This window comes from Aquimarina sp. AWH4_224 (assembly GCF_056160245.1).
Window position 1 is genome coordinate 50,208 of record NZ_JBSWWU010000018.1, and the last position, 17,414, is coordinate 67,621.

Sequence of the window (17,414 nt, forward strand, 5' to 3'; positions counted from 1 at the left end):
ATTATAGATATATAGGTAAGGTATTCGCACTGGCGAATACCTTGCCTTATGTATACGGGTTTAGCTCAGTTGGTAGAGCACTGGTCTCCAAAACCAGGTGTCGGGAGTTCGAGCCTCTCAACCCGTGCTGAAATGATTGATGTTTTTTGCAAAATAAGATCATTATTATATTGAATTCTTTGACGGAACTGAGAAATATTTTCTGAAGACTGTCAATAAAAACCGAATACAATGGCTGGATTAATAAATTATATTACAGAATCATATAACGAGTTGAAAAATCATGTAACCTGGACTCCCTGGGCAGAAGCACAGCGGTTAACCATAGTTGTTATTGTTTTTTCAGTTATTTTTTCTCTGGCTATTTGGGGAGTGGATACTGTTTTTAGTAACATGATCGAATATTATTTTACGTTAGTTAAATCTTAAATTTTCAAAATGGCCGAGGTGGATAATTCAAAGAAGTGGTACGTTGTAAGAGCGGTAAGTGGTCAGGAAAATAAGGTTAAGGACTATATAGAGCGTGAAATAGCTCATATGGGACTTGAAGATTTTGTTTCCCAGATTTTGGTTCCAACGGAAAAGGTAGTTCAAATCCGTAATGGAAAGAAAATAAATAAGGAACGTGTATACTTTCCAGGTTATGTTATGATTGAAGCTAACTTGGCAGGTGAGGTTCCTCATATCATTAAATCAATTAATGGTGTGATTGGCTTTCTTGGTGAAGTAAAAGGAGGAGATCCTGTACCATTAAGAAAAGCAGAAATAAACAGAATGCTAGGAAAAGTAGATGAATTAGCAGTAAAAACTGATAATGTTGCGATTCCTTACACTGTTGGAGAGACTGTAAAAGTGATAGACGGTCCTTTCAACGGGTTTAATGGTACTGTAGAGAAAGTAAATGAAGAAAAGCGTAAGCTTGAGGTAATGGTGAAAATCTTCGGTAGAAAGACACCATTAGAATTGAGCTATATGCAAGTTGAAAAAGTATAAACTGTTACATTATATATATCAGAATTGTTCTTTTGCTTCCAACTGTAGAACAGTTCTAATTTAAAATTAGAAAAATGGCTAAAGAGTTAAGTAAAGTTGTAAAACTTCAAGTTCGTGGAGGTGCGGCAAACCCATCACCCCCTGTTGGACCTGCTCTAGGTGCTGCCGGAGTAAATATCATGGAATTCTGTAAGCAATTCAATGGTAGAACACAAGATAAGGCTGGTAAAGTATTACCGGTTGTAATTAGTGTGTATTCTGACAAGTCTTTTGACTTTGTTATCAAAACTCCACCAGCAGCTGTTCAAATTCTGGAAGCAGCAAAACAAAAGAAGGGTTCTGGAGAGCCTAACCGTAAAAAAGTAGCAAGTATTACTTGGGATCAGGTAAAAGCAATTGCTGAAGATAAGATGCAGGACTTAAATGCGTTTACTATCGAATCTGCAATGAAAATGATCGCAGGTACTGCTCGTTCCATGGGTGTAACTGTAAAAGGACAAGCTCCTTTTTAATCCAAAAACGTTTACAAAATGGCAAAATTGACTAAAAAGCAAAAAGAAGCGCAAGCTAAAGTAGATAAGAACAAAGCTTATTCTCTTGCTGAAGCATCAGCTTTGGTAAAAGAAATAACAAATGTGAACTTTGATGCTTCTGTAGACCTTGCTGTTCGTTTGAACGTTGATCCACGTAAAGCTAACCAAATGGTACGTGGAGTGGTAACGTTACCTCACGGAACAGGAAAAGATGTAAAAGTATTAGCGTTAGTAACACCAGATAAGGAAGCAGAAGCTAAAGAAGCAGGTGCTGACTTTGTAGGGTTAGATGAGTACTTGGATAAAATCAAAGGCGGATGGACTGATGTAGATGTGATCATTACTATGCCAAGTGTTATGGGTAAATTAGGACCATTAGGTAGAGTATTAGGACCTCGTGGATTAATGCCAAACCCAAAGACAGGTACCGTAACAATGGATGTTGCAAAAGCAGTATCTGATGTTAAAGCTGGTAAGATCGATTTCAAAGTTGATAAAACAGGTATTGTACATGCTGCAATCGGTAAATCTTCTTTCGAAGCTGAGAAAATAGCTGGTAACGCTAAAGAATTAATAACAACATTGGTAAAGTTAAAACCACAAACTGCTAAGGGAGTATACATCAAGTCGATTTACATGTCGTCTACAATGAGTCCTGGAGTAGAAGTGGATGCTAAAAACTTTGCTGGGTAATTAAGATAAACGATTATGACAAGAGAAGAAAAATCACAAGTAATTGATGACTTAACTGCTCAGTTGGCTGATAACGCGAATATCTACTTGGCAGATATCTCAGGGTTGGATGCAGGAACAACTTCTAATTTAAGAAGAGCTTGTTTCAAAGCTAATGTTTCATTAAAAGTAGTTAAGAATACACTCCTTGCAAAAGCAATGGAGAATTCAGATAAGGATTTTGGAGATTTACCAAATGTATTAAAAGGTAATACTTCAATCATGTTTGCCGAGGCTGGTAATGCACCTGCAAAGGTTATCAAAGAGTTTCGTAAGAAATCTGAGAAGCCTTTATTAAAAGGAGCATTTATCGAGGAAGCAATATTTGTTGGTGACGAAAATCTAGATGCACTTGTAAGTATCAAGTCTAAGGAAGAAGTTATCGGAGATATTATTGGCTTACTACAGTCTCCTGCTAAGAACGTAGTTTCTGCGTTGAAATCAGGTGGTGGTAAACTTGCTGGTATCCTTAAAACGTTATCCGAAAAAGAAGGATAACAATCAATAGTGTACGCACTTTTTAACAATTATATTTCATTAAAAAAAATTATTTAAAACGATAGAAAATGGCAGATTTAAAAGATTTCGCAGAACAATTAGTTAACTTAACAGTAAAAGAAGTTAATGAGTTAGCTGATATATTAAAAGAAGAATATGGTATCGAGCCTGCAGCTGCTGCAGTAGCTGTTGCTGGTGGTGGTGCTGCTGGTGGTGGTGAAGCTGCTGAAGAAAAATCAGAGTTCGATGTAATCCTTAAGGCTGCAGGTGGTTCTAAATTAGCAGTTGTAAAACTTGTTAAAGAATTAACTGGTCTTGGTCTTAAAGATGCTAAAGAATTAGTAGATGGTGCTCCTAAAGCTATCAAAGAAGGTGTAGCTAAGGATGAAGCTGAAGCTCTTAAAACTCAATTAGAAGAGGCTGGAGCTGAGGTTGAGCTTAAGTAAGCTTACCATAGATTGATATATAGGTTTAGACCCAGAGATTTTCTCTCTGAGGTCTAAACCATTTTGCGTATATAAAAGTTAGGTCTTTGCATACGCACCCCTTTTTAAAATTTTAATTTAATTCCGTCCATTGATGTTAGCAACGCAAACTGAAAGATTGAATTTCTCTTCTGTAAAGAACAGACCTGAATATCCGGACTTTTTGGATATCCAGATCAAATCATTTCAGGATTTCTTTCAATTAGAAACAAAATCTGAAGAAAGAGGAAACGAAGGTCTATACAATACCTTCATGGAAAATTTTCCGATTACGGATACTCGTAATCAATTTGTACTTGAATTTTTAGATTACTTCGTTGATCCTCCTAGATATGATCTTCAAGAGTGTATAGAAAGAGGTCTTACTTATAGTGTACCTCTTAAAGCACGTCTTAAATTATTCTGTACAGACCCAGAACATGAAGATTTTGAAACTATTGTGCAGGATGTGTATTTAGGTACTATTCCTTACATGACTCCTAGTGGAACCTTCTGTATTAATGGAGCTGAGCGTGTTGTTGTATCGCAATTACACCGTTCTCCAGGGGTATTCTTTGGACAGTCTTTCCATGCAAATGGAACCAAGCTGTATTCTGCAAGAGTAATTCCTTTTAAAGGGTCTTGGATAGAATTTGCTACAGATATCAATAGTGTGATGTACGCATATATTGATAGAAAGAAAAAATTACCGGTAACTACACTTTTCCGTGCAATAGGTTATGAGCGCGATAAAGATATTTTAGAAATTTTTGACCTTGCAGAGGAAGTAAAAGTTTCTAAATCCGGATTGAAAAAAGTATTAGGCCGTAAATTGGCCGCTCGTGTTTTAAATACTTGGCACGAAGATTTTGTGGATGAAGATACTGGAGAGGTGGTATCTATCGAACGTAATGAGATCGTATTAGATCGTGATACGATATTAGATAAGGATCACCTAGAAGAAATTATCGAGTCTGGTGCAAAAACTATTTTATTGCATAAAGAAGATAATCAAAAAGGAGATTATGCAATCATCCACAATACATTGCAAAAAGACCCTACCAACTCTGAAAAAGAAGCGGTAGAGCACATATATCGTCAATTACGTAATGCAGAACCGCCTGATGAGGAAACTGCAAGAGGAATTATCGACAAGTTATTCTTCTCTGACCAACGTTATAACCTTGGTGAAGTAGGTCGATATAGAATGAACAAAAAATTAGGTCTTGATATCGATATGGATAAGCAAGTGCTTACCAAAGAAGATATCATTACCATTATCAAATATTTGATCGAGCTGATCAATTCAAAAGCTGAAATCGATGATATCGATCACCTTTCTAACCGTCGTGTTCGTACAGTAGGTGAGCAGTTATCTCAGCAGTTTGGAGTAGGATTAGCGCGTATGGCGCGTACCATCCGTGAGCGAATGAACGTAAGAGATAATGAGGTATTTACACCAATAGATTTGATTAATGCTAAGACATTGTCTTCGGTAATCAACTCATTCTTTGGTACCAACCAGCTTTCTCAGTTTATGGATCAAACCAATCCATTAGCAGAAATTACACACAAACGTAGACTTTCTGCATTAGGGCCTGGTGGTTTATCAAGAGAAAGAGCAGGTTTCGAGGTTCGTGACGTTCACTATACGCACTATGGTCGTCTTTGTCCTATCGAAACTCCTGAAGGACCAAATATTGGATTGATCTCTTCTTTATCGGTATTTGCAAAAGTAAATTCAATGGGATTCTTAGAAACTCCTTACCGTAAGGTAGAGGAGGGTAGAGTAGACCTTTCTGGATTTACATATCTAAGCGCCGAAGAAGAGGAAGAAAAATTAATTGCTCAGGCAAACATTCCTTTAAAGGAAGATGGAACTATAGATTCTGATAAGGTTATTGCACGTATGGAGGGTGACTTCCCGGTTATTGATCCTACCCAGGTAAATTATGCCGATGTTGCTCCAAACCAGATCGCTTCTATATCTGCATCGTTGATTCCATTCTTGGAGCATGATGATGCAAACCGTGCATTGATGGGATCAAACATGATGCGTCAGGCAGTACCATTATTAAGAGTTGATGCTCCGATTGTAGGTACAGGACTTGAACGTCAGGTAGCTTCAGATTCAAGAGTATTGATCAATGCTGAAGGTGCAGGAGTTGTTGAGTACGTTGATGCTGATAAGATTACTATTAAATACGATAGAACAGAAGAACAAAGAATGGTAAGTTTTGATGGAGATTCTAAGACCTATGATCTTATTAAATTCAGAAAAACTAACCAAGGTACAAGTATCAATCTAAAACCAATCGTTAGAGTAGGCGATAAGGTTGCCAAGGGGCAGGTACTATGTCAAGGGTATGCTACCGAAAATGGTGAGCTTGCACTTGGTAGAAATATGAAAGTAGCCTTTATGCCTTGGAAAGGGTATAACTTCGAGGATGCGATTGTAATTTCTGAAAAGGTAGTAAGAGATGATATTTTTACTTCTATTCATATCGATGAGTATTCTCTTGAAGTAAGAGATACTAAATTAGGTAATGAGGAATTAACAAATGACATACCAAACGTTTCTGAAGAGGCTACAAAAGACCTTGACGAAAATGGTATGATTAGAGTAGGTGCCGAAATTAAGCCTGGTGATATTCTTATTGGTAAGATTACTCCAAAAGGAGAAAGTGATCCTACACCAGAAGAAAAATTATTACGTGCTATTTTTGGTGATAAGGCGGGAGATGTTAAAGATGCTTCTTTAAAAGCTTCACCTTCATTACACGGGGTAGTAATTGATAAGAAATTATTTGCTCGTGCGATTAAGGATAAGAGAAAACGCTCTCAGGATAAAGAGGATATCGAAATCCTTGAAAGATCTTATGACGCCAAATTCGAGTTGTTAAAATCTGAATTAGTAGATAAATTATTCGCAATCGTAGGAGGTAAAACTTCTCAAGGTGTGATGAATGATTTAGGTGAAGAAGTACTTCCAAAAGGGAAAAAGTATACTCAAAAAATGCTTAACAGTGTTGATGATTATGCACACCTTACCAAAGGTACTTGGACTACAGATGATGATCTTAACAGAATGGTTGCAGATCTTATCCACAACTATAAAATTAAAGAGAATGATCTTCAAGGTAATTTAAGAAGAGAGAAATTCACAATTTCTGTTGGAGACGAATTACCTTCTGGAATCATCAAACTTGCTAAAGTTTATATTGCTAAAAAACGTAAACTGAAAGTAGGAGATAAAATGGCAGGTCGTCACGGTAACAAAGGTATTGTGGCACGTATCGTAAGAGAAGAAGATATGCCATTCTTAGAAGATGGAACACCGGTAGATATTGTATTAAATCCACTTGGGGTACCATCACGTATGAACATTGGTCAGATCTATGAAACTGTATTAGGGTGGGCAGGTCAGAAATTAGGTAGAAAATTTGCTACTCCAATTTTTGATGGTGCTTCTCTAGACCAGATTAATGGATTTACTGATGAAGCTGGAATTCCTAGATTCGGTCATACTTACCTGTATGATGGAGGTACAGGAGATCGTTTTGATCAGCCAGCAACGGTAGGTGTGATTTATATGTTAAAGCTAGGTCACATGGTAGATGATAAGATGCACGCCCGTTCTATTGGTCCTTACTCATTAATTACACAACAGCCTCTTGGTGGTAAAGCACAGTTTGGAGGTCAGCGTTTTGGTGAGATGGAAGTATGGGCACTTGAGGCGTATGGAGCTTCAAGTACGCTTCGTGAGATATTGACCGTAAAATCTGATGATGTAATAGGAAGAGCCAAAACATACGAAAGTATCGTTAAAGGTGAGCCTATGCCAGAACCTGGATTACCAGAATCTTTCAATGTATTAATGCATGAATTAAAAGGTCTTGGTCTGGATATCAGATTAGAAGAATAATAAGTTTGTCATCGTACCCTGAACGATGCTGACGGGTACGATGTTTAACTCTTAATTATTCAAATTTAAATTACAATAATTCTTTAGCAACCATATATTATGGCAAGAAATAATGATAAGAATACAGTAAAGAGATTTAATAAAATCTCTATTGGTTTAGCTTCTCCAGAATCTATTTTGGCGCAATCAAACGGAGAGGTTTTAAAACCTGAAACTATCAATTATCGTACACACAAACCAGAACGTGATGGTTTGTTTTGCGAACGAATTTTTGGACCAGTAAAGGACTTTGAATGTGCTTGTGGTAAATACAAAAGAATTCGTTATAAAGGAATCGTTTGTGACCGATGTGGAGTTGAAGTAACTGAGAAAAAAGTACGTAGAGACCGTGTTGGACATATTAACTTAGTGGTTCCTGTAGCTCATATCTGGTATTTTAGATCTTTACCAAATAAGATCGGATACTTGTTAGGGCTTCCTTCCAAGAAATTGGATATGATTATTTACTACGAACGTTACGTAGTAATTCAACCGGGTATTGCCAAGAATGAAGAAGGTGAGCCTATTCAAAAAATGGATTTCCTTACCGAAGAAGAATATTTAAATATCTTAGATAGCCTTCCTCAGGAAAACTTATACCTAGAAGATACAGATCCAAATAAGTTCATCGCGAAGATGGGTGCAGAATGCTTGATCGAAATTCTTAGAAGAATTGATTTGGATGCACTTTCTTATGAGTTAAGACATAAAGCAAATAACGAAACTTCTAAGCAACGTAAAACTGAGGCATTAAAACGTCTTCAGGTTGTTGAGTCGTTCCGTGATGCCAATAAAAATAGAGAAAATCGTCCAGAATGGATGATCCTGAAAGTAGTGCCAGTAATTCCACCAGAATTACGTCCGTTAGTACCATTAGATGGAGGTCGTTTTGCTACTTCAGATTTGAATGATCTTTATCGTCGTGTAATTATCCGTAACAATCGTTTAAAGAGATTGATGGAGATCAAAGCTCCTGAAGTAATCTTACGTAATGAAAAGCGTATGCTTCAGGAATCAGTAGATTCATTATTTGATAATACTCGTAAAGCTTCTGCTGTAAAAACAGATTCTAATAGACCATTAAAATCGTTATCAGACTCGTTAAAAGGTAAGCAAGGACGTTTCCGTCAAAACTTACTTGGTAAGCGTGTTGATTATTCTGCTCGTTCTGTAATTGTTGTAGGACCTGAGCTGAAATTATACGAATGTGGTCTTCCAAAAAATATGGCAGCCGAGCTGTACAAGCCATTTGTGATTAGAAAATTAATCGAGCGTGGTATTGTAAAAACAGTAAAGTCTGCTAAAAAGATTATTGATAGAAAAGAGCCTGTAGTTTGGGATATCTTAGAGAATGTTCTTAAAGGACATCCAGTATTACTGAACCGTGCTCCTACGCTTCACCGTTTAGGGATCCAGGCGTTCCAACCAAAACTTATTGAAGGGAAAGCGATACAGTTGCACCCATTAGTATGTACGGCATTTAACGCGGATTTTGATGGTGACCAGATGGCAGTACACCTTCCATTAGGGCCAGAGGCTATTTTGGAAGCGCAATTGTTAATGTTGGCTTCTCATAATATATTGAACCCTGCAAATGGTTCTCCTATTACCGTGCCTTCTCAGGATATGGTACTTGGTTTATATTATTTGACCAAGCCACGTAAAACAACAAAAGACTTGGTGATCAAAGGAGAAGGACTTACGTTCTACTCCCCTGAGGAAGTAATAATTGCTTACAACGAAAAGCGATTAGATATTAACGCTGTAATCAAGGTAAGAACCAAGGATTTCAATGATGAAGGAGAATTAGTAGATCAATTGATTGAGACAACTACAGGTAGAGTACTATTTAATGAAAAAGTACCAGAAGCTGCAGGATACGTTAATGAAGTATTGACTAAGAAATCTTTAAGAGATATTATTGGTAGCATCCTTAAAGTAACGAGCGTACCAGAAACAGCTGCTTTCCTTGATGAGATTAAGACATTAGGATATAACTCGGCATTCCAGGGTGGTCTTTCGTTTAGTTTGGGAGATATTATTATTCCTGCAGAAAAGCATACGATGATTGCGGATGCGAATTCTCAGGTAGATAATATCGTTGCTAACTATAACATGGGACTTATTACGAATAATGAACGTTATAATCAGGTAATTGATATTTGGACTTCTACCAATGCAGAATTGACAGAATTGTCGATGAAGCGTATTAGAGAAGATCAGCAAGGGTTTAACTCGGTATATATGATGCTTGATTCTGGAGCGAGGGGATCTAAAGAACAGATTCGTCAGCTTACAGGAATGCGTGGATTGATGGCAAAGCCGAAAAAGTCAAACTCAGCTGGTGGTGAGATTATTGAAAACCCGATTCTTTCGAACTTTAAAGAAGGTCTTTCGATTCTTGAATACTTTATTTCTACTCACGGTGCACGTAAAGGACTTGCAGATACGGCTCTTAAAACTGCCGATGCAGGATACCTAACACGTCGTTTGGTTGATGTAGCACAAGATGTAATTGTAAACATTGAAGACTGTGGTACATTGCGAGGAGTTGAAGTAACTGCATTGAAGAAGAATGAGGAGATTATAGAACCTCTTGCAGATAGAATTGTTGGTAGAACTGCCTTAGTAGATGTTATTGATCCGTTGACACAAGAAGTTCTTGTTGAAGCAGGAGTTGAGATAGATGAAGTAATTGCAAAAAGAATTGACAGTTCTCCTGTAGAATCAGTAGAAGTTCGTTCTGCACTTACTTGTGAAGCTAAGAAAGGAATTTGTGTGAAATGTTACGGTCGTAACCTTGCTACTGGTAAAACAGTACAAAGAGGTGAGGCTGTTGGAGTAGTTGCAGCACAATCAATCGGTGAACCAGGTACTCAGCTTACCCTACGTACATTCCACGTGGGAGGTATTGCAGGTAACATTTCTGAAGAAAACCAATTGAAATCTAAATTTAGCGGTAAAGCAGAAATTGAAGAATTGAAGACCGTAAAAGGAGAAGATGCAGAAGGAAACGAAATTGATGTTGTAATTTCTCGTACTTCTGAAATCAAAGTGATCGATCCTAAGACTAAGATTGTATTAAGTACAAATGTAATTCCTTACGGATCTCAACTTTTCATCCAAGATGGAGATAACATTGAAAAAGATCAAGTGGTATGTCAGTGGGATCCTTATAACGGTGTGATTATTTCAGAATTCGCTGGTAAGGTGAAGTATGAAAATATCGAACAAGGAATTACGTATCAGGTAGAGATCGATGAACAAACCGGTTTCCAGGAAAAAGTAATTTCAGAATCCAGAGATAAGAAAAAGATTCCTACGTTATTGGTTATGGGTAAAGGAGACGAAGTACTTCGTTCTTATAACTTACCAGTAGGAGCACACTTGATGGTAGATGATAATGAGAAGATCGGAGTAGGTAAGGTCTTGGTTAAGATTCCTCGTAAATCAGCTAAAGCTGGTGATATTACTGGAGGTCTTCCAAGGGTAACCGAATTGTTCGAAGCACGTAATCCATCTAACCCAGCTGTAGTAAGTGAAATTGATGGTGTTGTTTCTTTCGGGAAAATCAAGCGTGGTAACCGTGAGATCATCGTAGAGTCTAGAATCGGTGAGATCAAGAAATACTTGGTAAAACTTTCTAATCAGATTCTTGTTCAGGAAAATGACTTCGTAAGAGCAGGTATGCCATTATCAGATGGTTCTGTAACTCCAGAAGATATCCTTAAGATCAAAGGACCTTCTGCGGTACAACAATATTTGGTGAACGAAGTTCAGGAAGTATATCGATTACAAGGTGTGAAGATTAATGATAAGCACTTTGAAGTTGTTGTACGACAAATGATGCGTAAAGTAAGAATTCAGGATCCGGGAGATACTATTTTCCTAGAAAATCAATTGGTACATAAATCAGACTTCATTGAAGAAAATGATGCAATTTTCGGAATGAAAGTGGTTGAAGAAGCTGGTGATAGTGAAACCTTGAAAGCAGGTCAGATCGTTTCGCCAAGAGATTTAAGAGATGAGAATTCTGTACTACGTAGAGAAGATAAAAACTTAGTAACCGCAAGAGATGCTTCTCCTGCAACTGCGACTCCAATACTTCAGGGTATTACAAGAGCATCGCTTCAAACTAAATCGTTCATCTCTGCAGCGTCATTCCAGGAAACTACAAAAGTATTAAACGAAGCTGCGGTAAGCGGTAAAGTAGATACACTCGAAGGTCTTAAAGAAAATGTAATTGTTGGGCATAGAATTCCAGCAGGTACAGGTATGAGAAGCTATGAGAGTATCATTGTAGGTTCTAAAGAAGAATTCGAAGATCGAATGGAACAAAGACAAGAAGTTAATTATAATTAATTCTTAAAAGCCTGTCGCAATGCGACAGGCTTTTTTTATATAATAAGTAAACATGGCAGATAATAAAAACCTCAATCAAAATCAATTGAATATAGAATTAGATGAAGCAGTTGCAGACGGAACTTATAGTAACCTTGCAATTATCAATCATTCGGTTTCAGAATTCGTTATTGATTTTGTAAATATTATGCCTGGTCGTCCAAAAAGCAAAGTCAAAAGCAGAATTATCTTAACTCCACAACATGCAAAAAGATTGCTTAAAGCGCTTAATGATAATGTAAGTAGATTCGAATCTGCTCATGGAGAAATTAAGGATTATGAACAACCTCCCATCCCAATGAACTTTGGTCCTACAGGAGAGGCTTAACGATCAGTAGTTTTGATAGTTTTTGATTAAGAAATAATATTACCTTATACTAAAATAAAAATCCGCTCACAGAATTAATCGCTGAGCGGATTTTTTATTTTTTGCACACATTGTTATGTGCTAGTGTTTTTTAATCCTTTAAAACGCTTTAAAATTCTGATGTGAAATGAAATTGTATAGAAGGGTACTTTTGTTGGGTCATTTGCAAACTAAAGGAAGAATCTGCAAAAAAGACCAATTGCCCTTGTTTGTCTTTAGCCAAGAATTTGCTCTTTACCCTTTTAAATTCTTTGAACTCTTCATTATCCTGATCTTCTGGATCTACCCAGCAGGCTTTATGTACATTTAGATTTTCATAGGTGCATTTAGCACCGTATTCATGTTCTAATCGGTATTGAATTACTTCATATTGTAAAGCTCCTACGGTACCAATAACTTTTCTTCCATTGATTTCTAAAGTAAATAACTGAGCTACTCCTTCGTCCATCAACTGATCAATACCTTTAGCCAATTGTTTAGATTTCATTGGATCTGCATTATTGATGTATCTAAAGTGCTCTGGAGAAAAACTAGGAATACCTTTATAATGTAATACTTCTCCTTTGGTAAGGGTATCACCAATTTTGAAGTTACCCGTATCGTGAAGTCCAACAATATCTCCTGGGTAAGAGATATCAACAATTTCTTTTTTCTCAGCGAAAAAGGCATTTGGACTAGAAAATTTTAGTTTCTTATTATGTCGGGTATGCAAATAAGGAACATTTCTCTCAAAGGTCCCTGAAACAATTTTCACAAAGGCTAATCGATCCCTGTGTTTTGGATCCATATTAGCATGTATTTTAAAAACAAAACCGGTAAAGTTCTCTTCTTCAGGTTTTACCAACCGAACATCACTTTCTTTGGGTTTTGGAGGAGGAGCAATAGAAACAAAACAGTCTAAAAGCTCACGAACTCCAAAATTGTTCAAGGCCGATCCAAAAAATACGGGTTGTAAAGATCCGTTTTGATAAGCTTCTTTTTCAAATGTTGGATATATCCCTTCTACTAATTCTAATTCTTCTCTTAATTGATTAGCAGAATTTTCTCCTACTAGCTCGTCCAATTCTTCAGACTGTAGATCAGACACTTCAATAGTTTCTTCTATATTTTTTCTGTTGTCTCCGCTAAAAAGATTAATGTTTTTCTCCCAAATATTATAGATTCCTTTGAAGTCGTATCCCATTCCTATAGGAAAGCTTAAAGGAGTAACCGTGAGTCCTAATTTCTGTTCGATCTCATCCAGGAGTTCGAAAGCATCTTTACCTTCACGATCTAATTTATTGATAAAAACAATCATTGGGATGTTTCGCATTCTACATACAGATACCAGTTTTTCAGTTTGTTCCTCAACCCCTTTTGCTACGTCAATAACAACAATTACACTGTCTACTGCTGTGAGTGTTCTAAAAGTGTCTTCGGCAAAATCTTTGTGACCTGGTGTGTCTAGAATGTTGATTTTGATGTCTTTATATTCAAAAGCCAAAACAGAAGTTGCTACGGAAATCCCACGTTGACGTTCGATTTCCATAAAATCACTAGTAGCTCCTTTTTTTATTTTATTCGATTTTACCGCACCAGCTTCCTGGATAGCCCCTCCAAAAAGAAGTAACTTTTCGGTAAGTGTGGTTTTTCCGGCATCCGGGTGAGATATAATACCAAAGGTTCTTCTTCTGTTGATTTCTTCTAAGAATTTCATAAATCTATCAAATGTGGTGGCAAATATAACACTTAAATGTTCAATGATATATAGAATAGATTAACCAAATCATTTAGAATGCATAGAGGGGGAACCACATTTTTTAACAGGAAAGTGTTTTTTGTCGTTTTCGAATGTATTTCGTCGATTTTATTGGCGAAATTCGTGTTTTCAAGTGTTAAAATGTTAAATTTAAACACAACTTTTTGTGTCTCCTAACCTTCGATAATGTAGTGAGTAGCTTAACTATATGTGGCTACCAATGTTGATATTGGGTTAGTCGAGTTTTCTAAACGGTTTCCCCTAGATTATATGTTGCTTGACGGCAAATAGTGTTGTTTTGTCGGTAAATATGTGTATTTTATCGATAAATGAGCACGAAAAGTTTGCTTATTGTTTAGATTGCATTAAGAAATTAACTATTTTTACGACTGATAATTACGGTTTTGCCGTAGTTTATTTATGTGGAATAGCTTGATAAGTTTTAATAATAGTCCATAAAAGACAATCCCCTTTTTGTGTTTTTTATGGATGAGGTAGTAAACACATCGTCATATGAAAAAAATTACCCAAGTCTATGGGTATGCCAATATTGTGCATGCCTTACATTTTGATTCTAACCGATTAAAGCGAAATAACCTGCTTAGGTTATATGTATTTTTCGTTTTTTCCCTATTTCTTTCACTGGCATCATTTGCACAGACCGTAGATGCCAATTGGTGGAATGGTAGAGGATATCTTGTTGATTTTAGAACAGCTACACCTACCATAAGTTGTGGATTAACTTCAGATGGAGCTTTCGAGGCTACCGCAACATGGAGTGATCCTTCAACGGGTAATCTCATATTCTATGTAGACGATGGTACGGTAAGAGATAACCTGGGGAATTTATATACCAATGGTACAGGACTTAATACCAACGGAACTCGTACACAGATGGCCTCTGTAATGCCAGTACCGGGTACTAACGCCGATCAGATTTATATCATACATAGTAATGGTAGGGATGAGGATCGAAATGGTACCGCTTTCTACTCTGTAGTAGATGTACCTTCTCAAACGGTAATTAGTAGTAATAATCTATTACTTAGTGATAACTCCGAAGCTATCTATGGAACCAACAATGGAAGCGCCTGTGGTGCTTGGATAGCTGCTATTTCTGTAGATGATAACACTTGTACTGCTGATTGCGCGGCTACATTAAATTTATGGGAGGTAGATGCTGACAATCCATTAACCCCGGCAAGAGGCGACAATCCAGATTTGACGATAGCTTTGCCACAAAACCTACCAAGACCAGGGGAAAGAGGATCTATACGTTTTTCACCTCAAAATGATCGTATAGCTATTGCAATAGAAGGTGGATTTACTACGATAGATGGTGGGGTGTATTATGCAAATTGGGATTCCTCTACAGGTGCGATAGGTGCCTGGACCAAAGTGCCAATTTCTGCAACTGACGATACAGAAACAGGTTATAGTGTGGAGTTTTCTCCTGACGGATCAAGACTGTTTTTCGGACATCAAAATACTGCTACCTTCGATGGCCAATTTACAGGATGGAATGGTAGGTTGTTTGTTCACGTAATTGGAGAGACAATTTCTACTGCATTAAATGGAAGTAATGTAGTTTCAGGTGTTCAATTAGGGCCAGATGATAATTTGTACATATCGGCGAGTGGTTTTAGTGCATTAAACTTTGTAAGTAACCCCAATACGGTAAGCTCTACAGTAGCACCGGTTTTTCAAAATATTCCTTTCCCTACATCTTGTACTTCTACAGGAGTAACTCAAGGGTTTAACTTCTCTCAGCAGATTGTATTCTTCGGGAATTGTTTGTCTGATACAGATAATGATGGTATTCTGGATGAAACTGATAATTGTGTCAATACGCCTAATCCAGGTCAGGAAGATGCTGATTTTGATGGTATAGGAGATGTTTGTGACAATGATAGCGATAATGATGGAGTTCCGGATACTTCTGATGTTTGCCCTGGATTTGACGACAATCTGGATAATGATAATGACGATGTACCAGATAATTGTGATTTGGATAATGATAATGATGGAATTTTAGACACGAATGAAATTATTTGCGCAACCAATGTTGAAGTGAATAGTTTACCATACAGTCCGGTGACAAATTTACAAACAGGAAATACCGGAACGCTAGCAGATTTGGCTGCTAATGCTGGAAATAGTATAGACTTAAATTATACATTAAATGGTACAGCTACTTGGAATAGAGGTATCGAAATTGCTGATGACGGTGGAGAGGTAGGAGCAAACACGCTTTTATTACAACCTGATAATGTTGGAGATGGTTCAGGATCTGCAACCTACGAATTTGTCTTTGACCAAGAATCAAGAATTAATAATATTACGTTTGGAGGATTGGATTTCGACGATCGTTTAGTCTTTACAGCTTTCGATGTGAATAATAATCCTATTCCTCTTACCACTGCTAATTTTACGACCGTAGGAAGTGTAAATGCCGTAGGAAATGGATTTACATATATAGGAACGCTTCAGAGTTTTGTAAATGCTAATTATGTTAATGAAGCAGTTAGTATTTCGGTACATCAGGCGGTAAAAAGATTGGTGGTAGTCTCTGGTAAAGCAGATGCCGATAGCAATAACAATACTATTGAAGTGTACAACTTTTCATATTGTACGGCTTTAGATAGTGATAATGATAATATTCCAGATTACTTAGAAGTAGATAGTGATAATGATGGTTGTCCAGATGCTATAGAAGGAGGAGGAAGTTTTGTAGCCGCAAATCTGACTGGAGCCGATAACTTGGCAAACTCTGCAGCAGGGGTTAACGGAAGTGGTGTGCCTACTATTTCTGGTAGTCCACAAGCTACAGCTGCGGCGGTAACAAATAGCGGTATAAGTGCTTGTGTGCCTATAGCTGTCAATGATACTCCTGCAGATGTCGCAGAAGATAGTGGAACGACCAACATAGCAGTATTAGGAAACGATAGCTTTGGAGGAGACGGCCCAAGTACGGGAACGATCAATGTGACTGCCATCCCAGCTGCGGTAGGAACTGCAGTAGTGAACAATGGTGGTACACCAAACGATCCAACGGATGATACGATTGACTTTACTCCGGCCTTAGACTATAATGGTCCGGTAACGATTACTTATGAGATCGAAGATGCTGATGGAGATACGGCTACGGCTACGGTTACTTTTGATGTCACTCCAGTAGATGATACCCCAACGGCTACTAATGATACTCCTGCTGATGTAGCAGAAGATAGTGGAACGACCAACATTGCGGTATTAGGAAACGATAGCTTTGGAGGAGACGGTCCAAGTACGGGAACGATCAATGTAACTGCCATCCCAGCCGCAGTAGGAACTGCAGTAGTGAACAATGGAGGTACACCAAACGATCCGACCGATGATACGATCGACTTTACTCCGGCCTTAGACTATAATGGTCCGGTAACGATTACTTATGAGATCGAAGATGCCGATGGAGATACGGCTACGGCTACGGTTACTTTTGATGTCACTCCAGTAGATGATACCCCAACGGCAGTAAATGATACTCCTGCAGATGTCGCAGAAGATAGTGGAACAACCAACATTGCAGTATTAGGAAACGATAGCTTTGGAGGAGATGGTCCAAGTACAGGAACGATCAATGTGACTGCCATCCCAGCCGCAGTAGGAACTGCAGTTGTAAACAATGGAGGTACACCAAATGATCCAACGGATGATACGATTGACTTTACACCAGCCTTAGACT

Annotated in this window: 11 protein-coding genes and 1 tRNA gene; 11 read left to right on the plus strand and 1 reads right to left on the minus strand. The window is 37.6% G+C overall.

Features of this window, described 5'->3' with window-relative positions:
• Positions 1-54: 54 nt before the first annotated feature.
• The 10 genes from ACXAGJ_RS23285 (at position 55) to ACXAGJ_RS23330 (ending at position 11,913) form a co-directional block, all read left to right on the plus strand.
• Positions 55-127, plus strand: a tRNA-Trp gene (locus ACXAGJ_RS23285).
• 104 nt (positions 128-231) lie between these two features.
• Positions 232-429 carry a preprotein translocase subunit SecE gene (gene secE / locus ACXAGJ_RS23290; RefSeq protein ID WP_073322006.1) on the plus strand — a complete coding sequence of 66 codons (198 nt, stop codon included), beginning with the start codon at positions 232-234 and terminating at the stop codon, positions 427-429.
• Positions 430-438: 9 nt separating this feature from the next.
• Positions 439-993 carry a transcription termination/antitermination protein NusG gene (gene nusG / locus ACXAGJ_RS23295; protein ID WP_073322003.1) on the plus strand — a complete coding sequence of 185 codons (555 nt, stop codon included), beginning with the start codon at positions 439-441 and terminating at the stop codon, positions 991-993.
• Between the two features lie 74 nt (positions 994-1,067).
• Positions 1,068-1,505, plus strand: a complete 438-nt coding sequence (gene rplK, locus ACXAGJ_RS23300; RefSeq protein WP_073322000.1) for a 50S ribosomal protein L11 — start codon at positions 1,068-1,070, stop codon at positions 1,503-1,505.
• Positions 1,506-1,523: 18 nt separating this feature from the next.
• On the plus strand, positions 1,524-2,219 hold the full coding sequence (gene rplA, locus ACXAGJ_RS23305; protein WP_473285853.1) for a 50S ribosomal protein L1: 696 nt from the start codon (positions 1,524-1,526) through the stop codon (positions 2,217-2,219).
• A 15-nt stretch (positions 2,220-2,234) separates the two neighbouring features.
• Positions 2,235-2,756 carry a 50S ribosomal protein L10 gene (rplJ, locus tag ACXAGJ_RS23310; RefSeq protein WP_474843422.1) on the plus strand — a complete coding sequence of 174 codons (522 nt, stop codon included), beginning with the start codon at positions 2,235-2,237 and terminating at the stop codon, positions 2,754-2,756.
• Positions 2,757-2,824: 68 nt separating this feature from the next.
• Entirely contained in the window at positions 2,825-3,202 is a 378-nt protein-coding gene (gene rplL / locus ACXAGJ_RS23315; protein WP_073321991.1) for a 50S ribosomal protein L7/L12, read from the plus strand.
• 133 nt (positions 3,203-3,335) lie between these two features.
• Positions 3,336-7,145 (plus strand): DNA-directed RNA polymerase subunit beta, encoded by a 3,810-nt coding sequence (gene rpoB, locus ACXAGJ_RS23320; RefSeq protein ID WP_474843425.1) that lies wholly within the window; start codon positions 3,336-3,338, stop codon positions 7,143-7,145.
• Positions 7,146-7,244: 99 nt separating this feature from the next.
• Positions 7,245-11,546, plus strand: a complete 4,302-nt coding sequence (gene rpoC, locus ACXAGJ_RS23325; RefSeq protein ID WP_474843427.1) for a DNA-directed RNA polymerase subunit beta' — start codon at positions 7,245-7,247, stop codon at positions 11,544-11,546.
• 52 nt (positions 11,547-11,598) lie between these two features.
• Positions 11,599-11,913 carry a DUF3467 domain-containing protein gene (locus ACXAGJ_RS23330; protein ID WP_473285857.1) on the plus strand — a complete coding sequence of 105 codons (315 nt, stop codon included), beginning with the start codon at positions 11,599-11,601 and terminating at the stop codon, positions 11,911-11,913.
• A gap of 148 nt (positions 11,914-12,061) precedes the next feature.
• Here ACXAGJ_RS23330 and ACXAGJ_RS23335 read toward each other — a convergent pair whose 3' ends face one another.
• Positions 12,062-13,648, minus strand: a complete 1,587-nt coding sequence (locus ACXAGJ_RS23335; RefSeq protein ID WP_473285858.1) for a peptide chain release factor 3 — start codon at positions 13,646-13,648, stop codon at positions 12,062-12,064.
• A gap of 555 nt (positions 13,649-14,203) precedes the next feature.
• On the opposite strand from ACXAGJ_RS23335, the gene ACXAGJ_RS23340 reads away from it, so the two are divergent.
• Positions 14,204-17,414 (plus strand): beta strand repeat-containing protein (locus ACXAGJ_RS23340; protein WP_474843429.1); only part of this gene is annotated, 3,211 nt, incomplete at its 3' end.

Bases quoted from the DNA above. Each gene is read 5' to 3' on its own strand.
- nusG (WP_073322003.1), top strand. From the start codon at position 439: ATGGCCGAGGTGGATAATTCAAAGAAGTGGTACGTTGTAAGAGCGGTA.
- ACXAGJ_RS23330 (WP_473285857.1), top strand. From the start codon at position 11,599: ATGGCAGATAATAAAAACCTCAATCAAAATCAATTGAATATAGAATTA.
- rpoB (WP_474843425.1), top strand. From the start codon at position 3,336: ATGTTAGCAACGCAAACTGAAAGATTGAATTTCTCTTCTGTAAAGAAC.
- rplA (WP_473285853.1), top strand. From the start codon at position 1,524: ATGGCAAAATTGACTAAAAAGCAAAAAGAAGCGCAAGCTAAAGTAGAT.
- rpoC (WP_474843427.1), top strand. From the start codon at position 7,245: ATGGCAAGAAATAATGATAAGAATACAGTAAAGAGATTTAATAAAATC.
- secE (WP_073322006.1), top strand. From the start codon at position 232: ATGGCTGGATTAATAAATTATATTACAGAATCATATAACGAGTTGAAA.
- rplL (WP_073321991.1), top strand. From the start codon at position 2,825: ATGGCAGATTTAAAAGATTTCGCAGAACAATTAGTTAACTTAACAGTA.
- rplJ (WP_474843422.1), top strand. From the start codon at position 2,235: ATGACAAGAGAAGAAAAATCACAAGTAATTGATGACTTAACTGCTCAG.
- ACXAGJ_RS23335 (WP_473285858.1), bottom strand. From the start codon at position 13,648: ATGAAATTCTTAGAAGAAATCAACAGAAGAAGAACCTTTGGTATTATA.
- rplK (WP_073322000.1), top strand. From the start codon at position 1,068: ATGGCTAAAGAGTTAAGTAAAGTTGTAAAACTTCAAGTTCGTGGAGGT.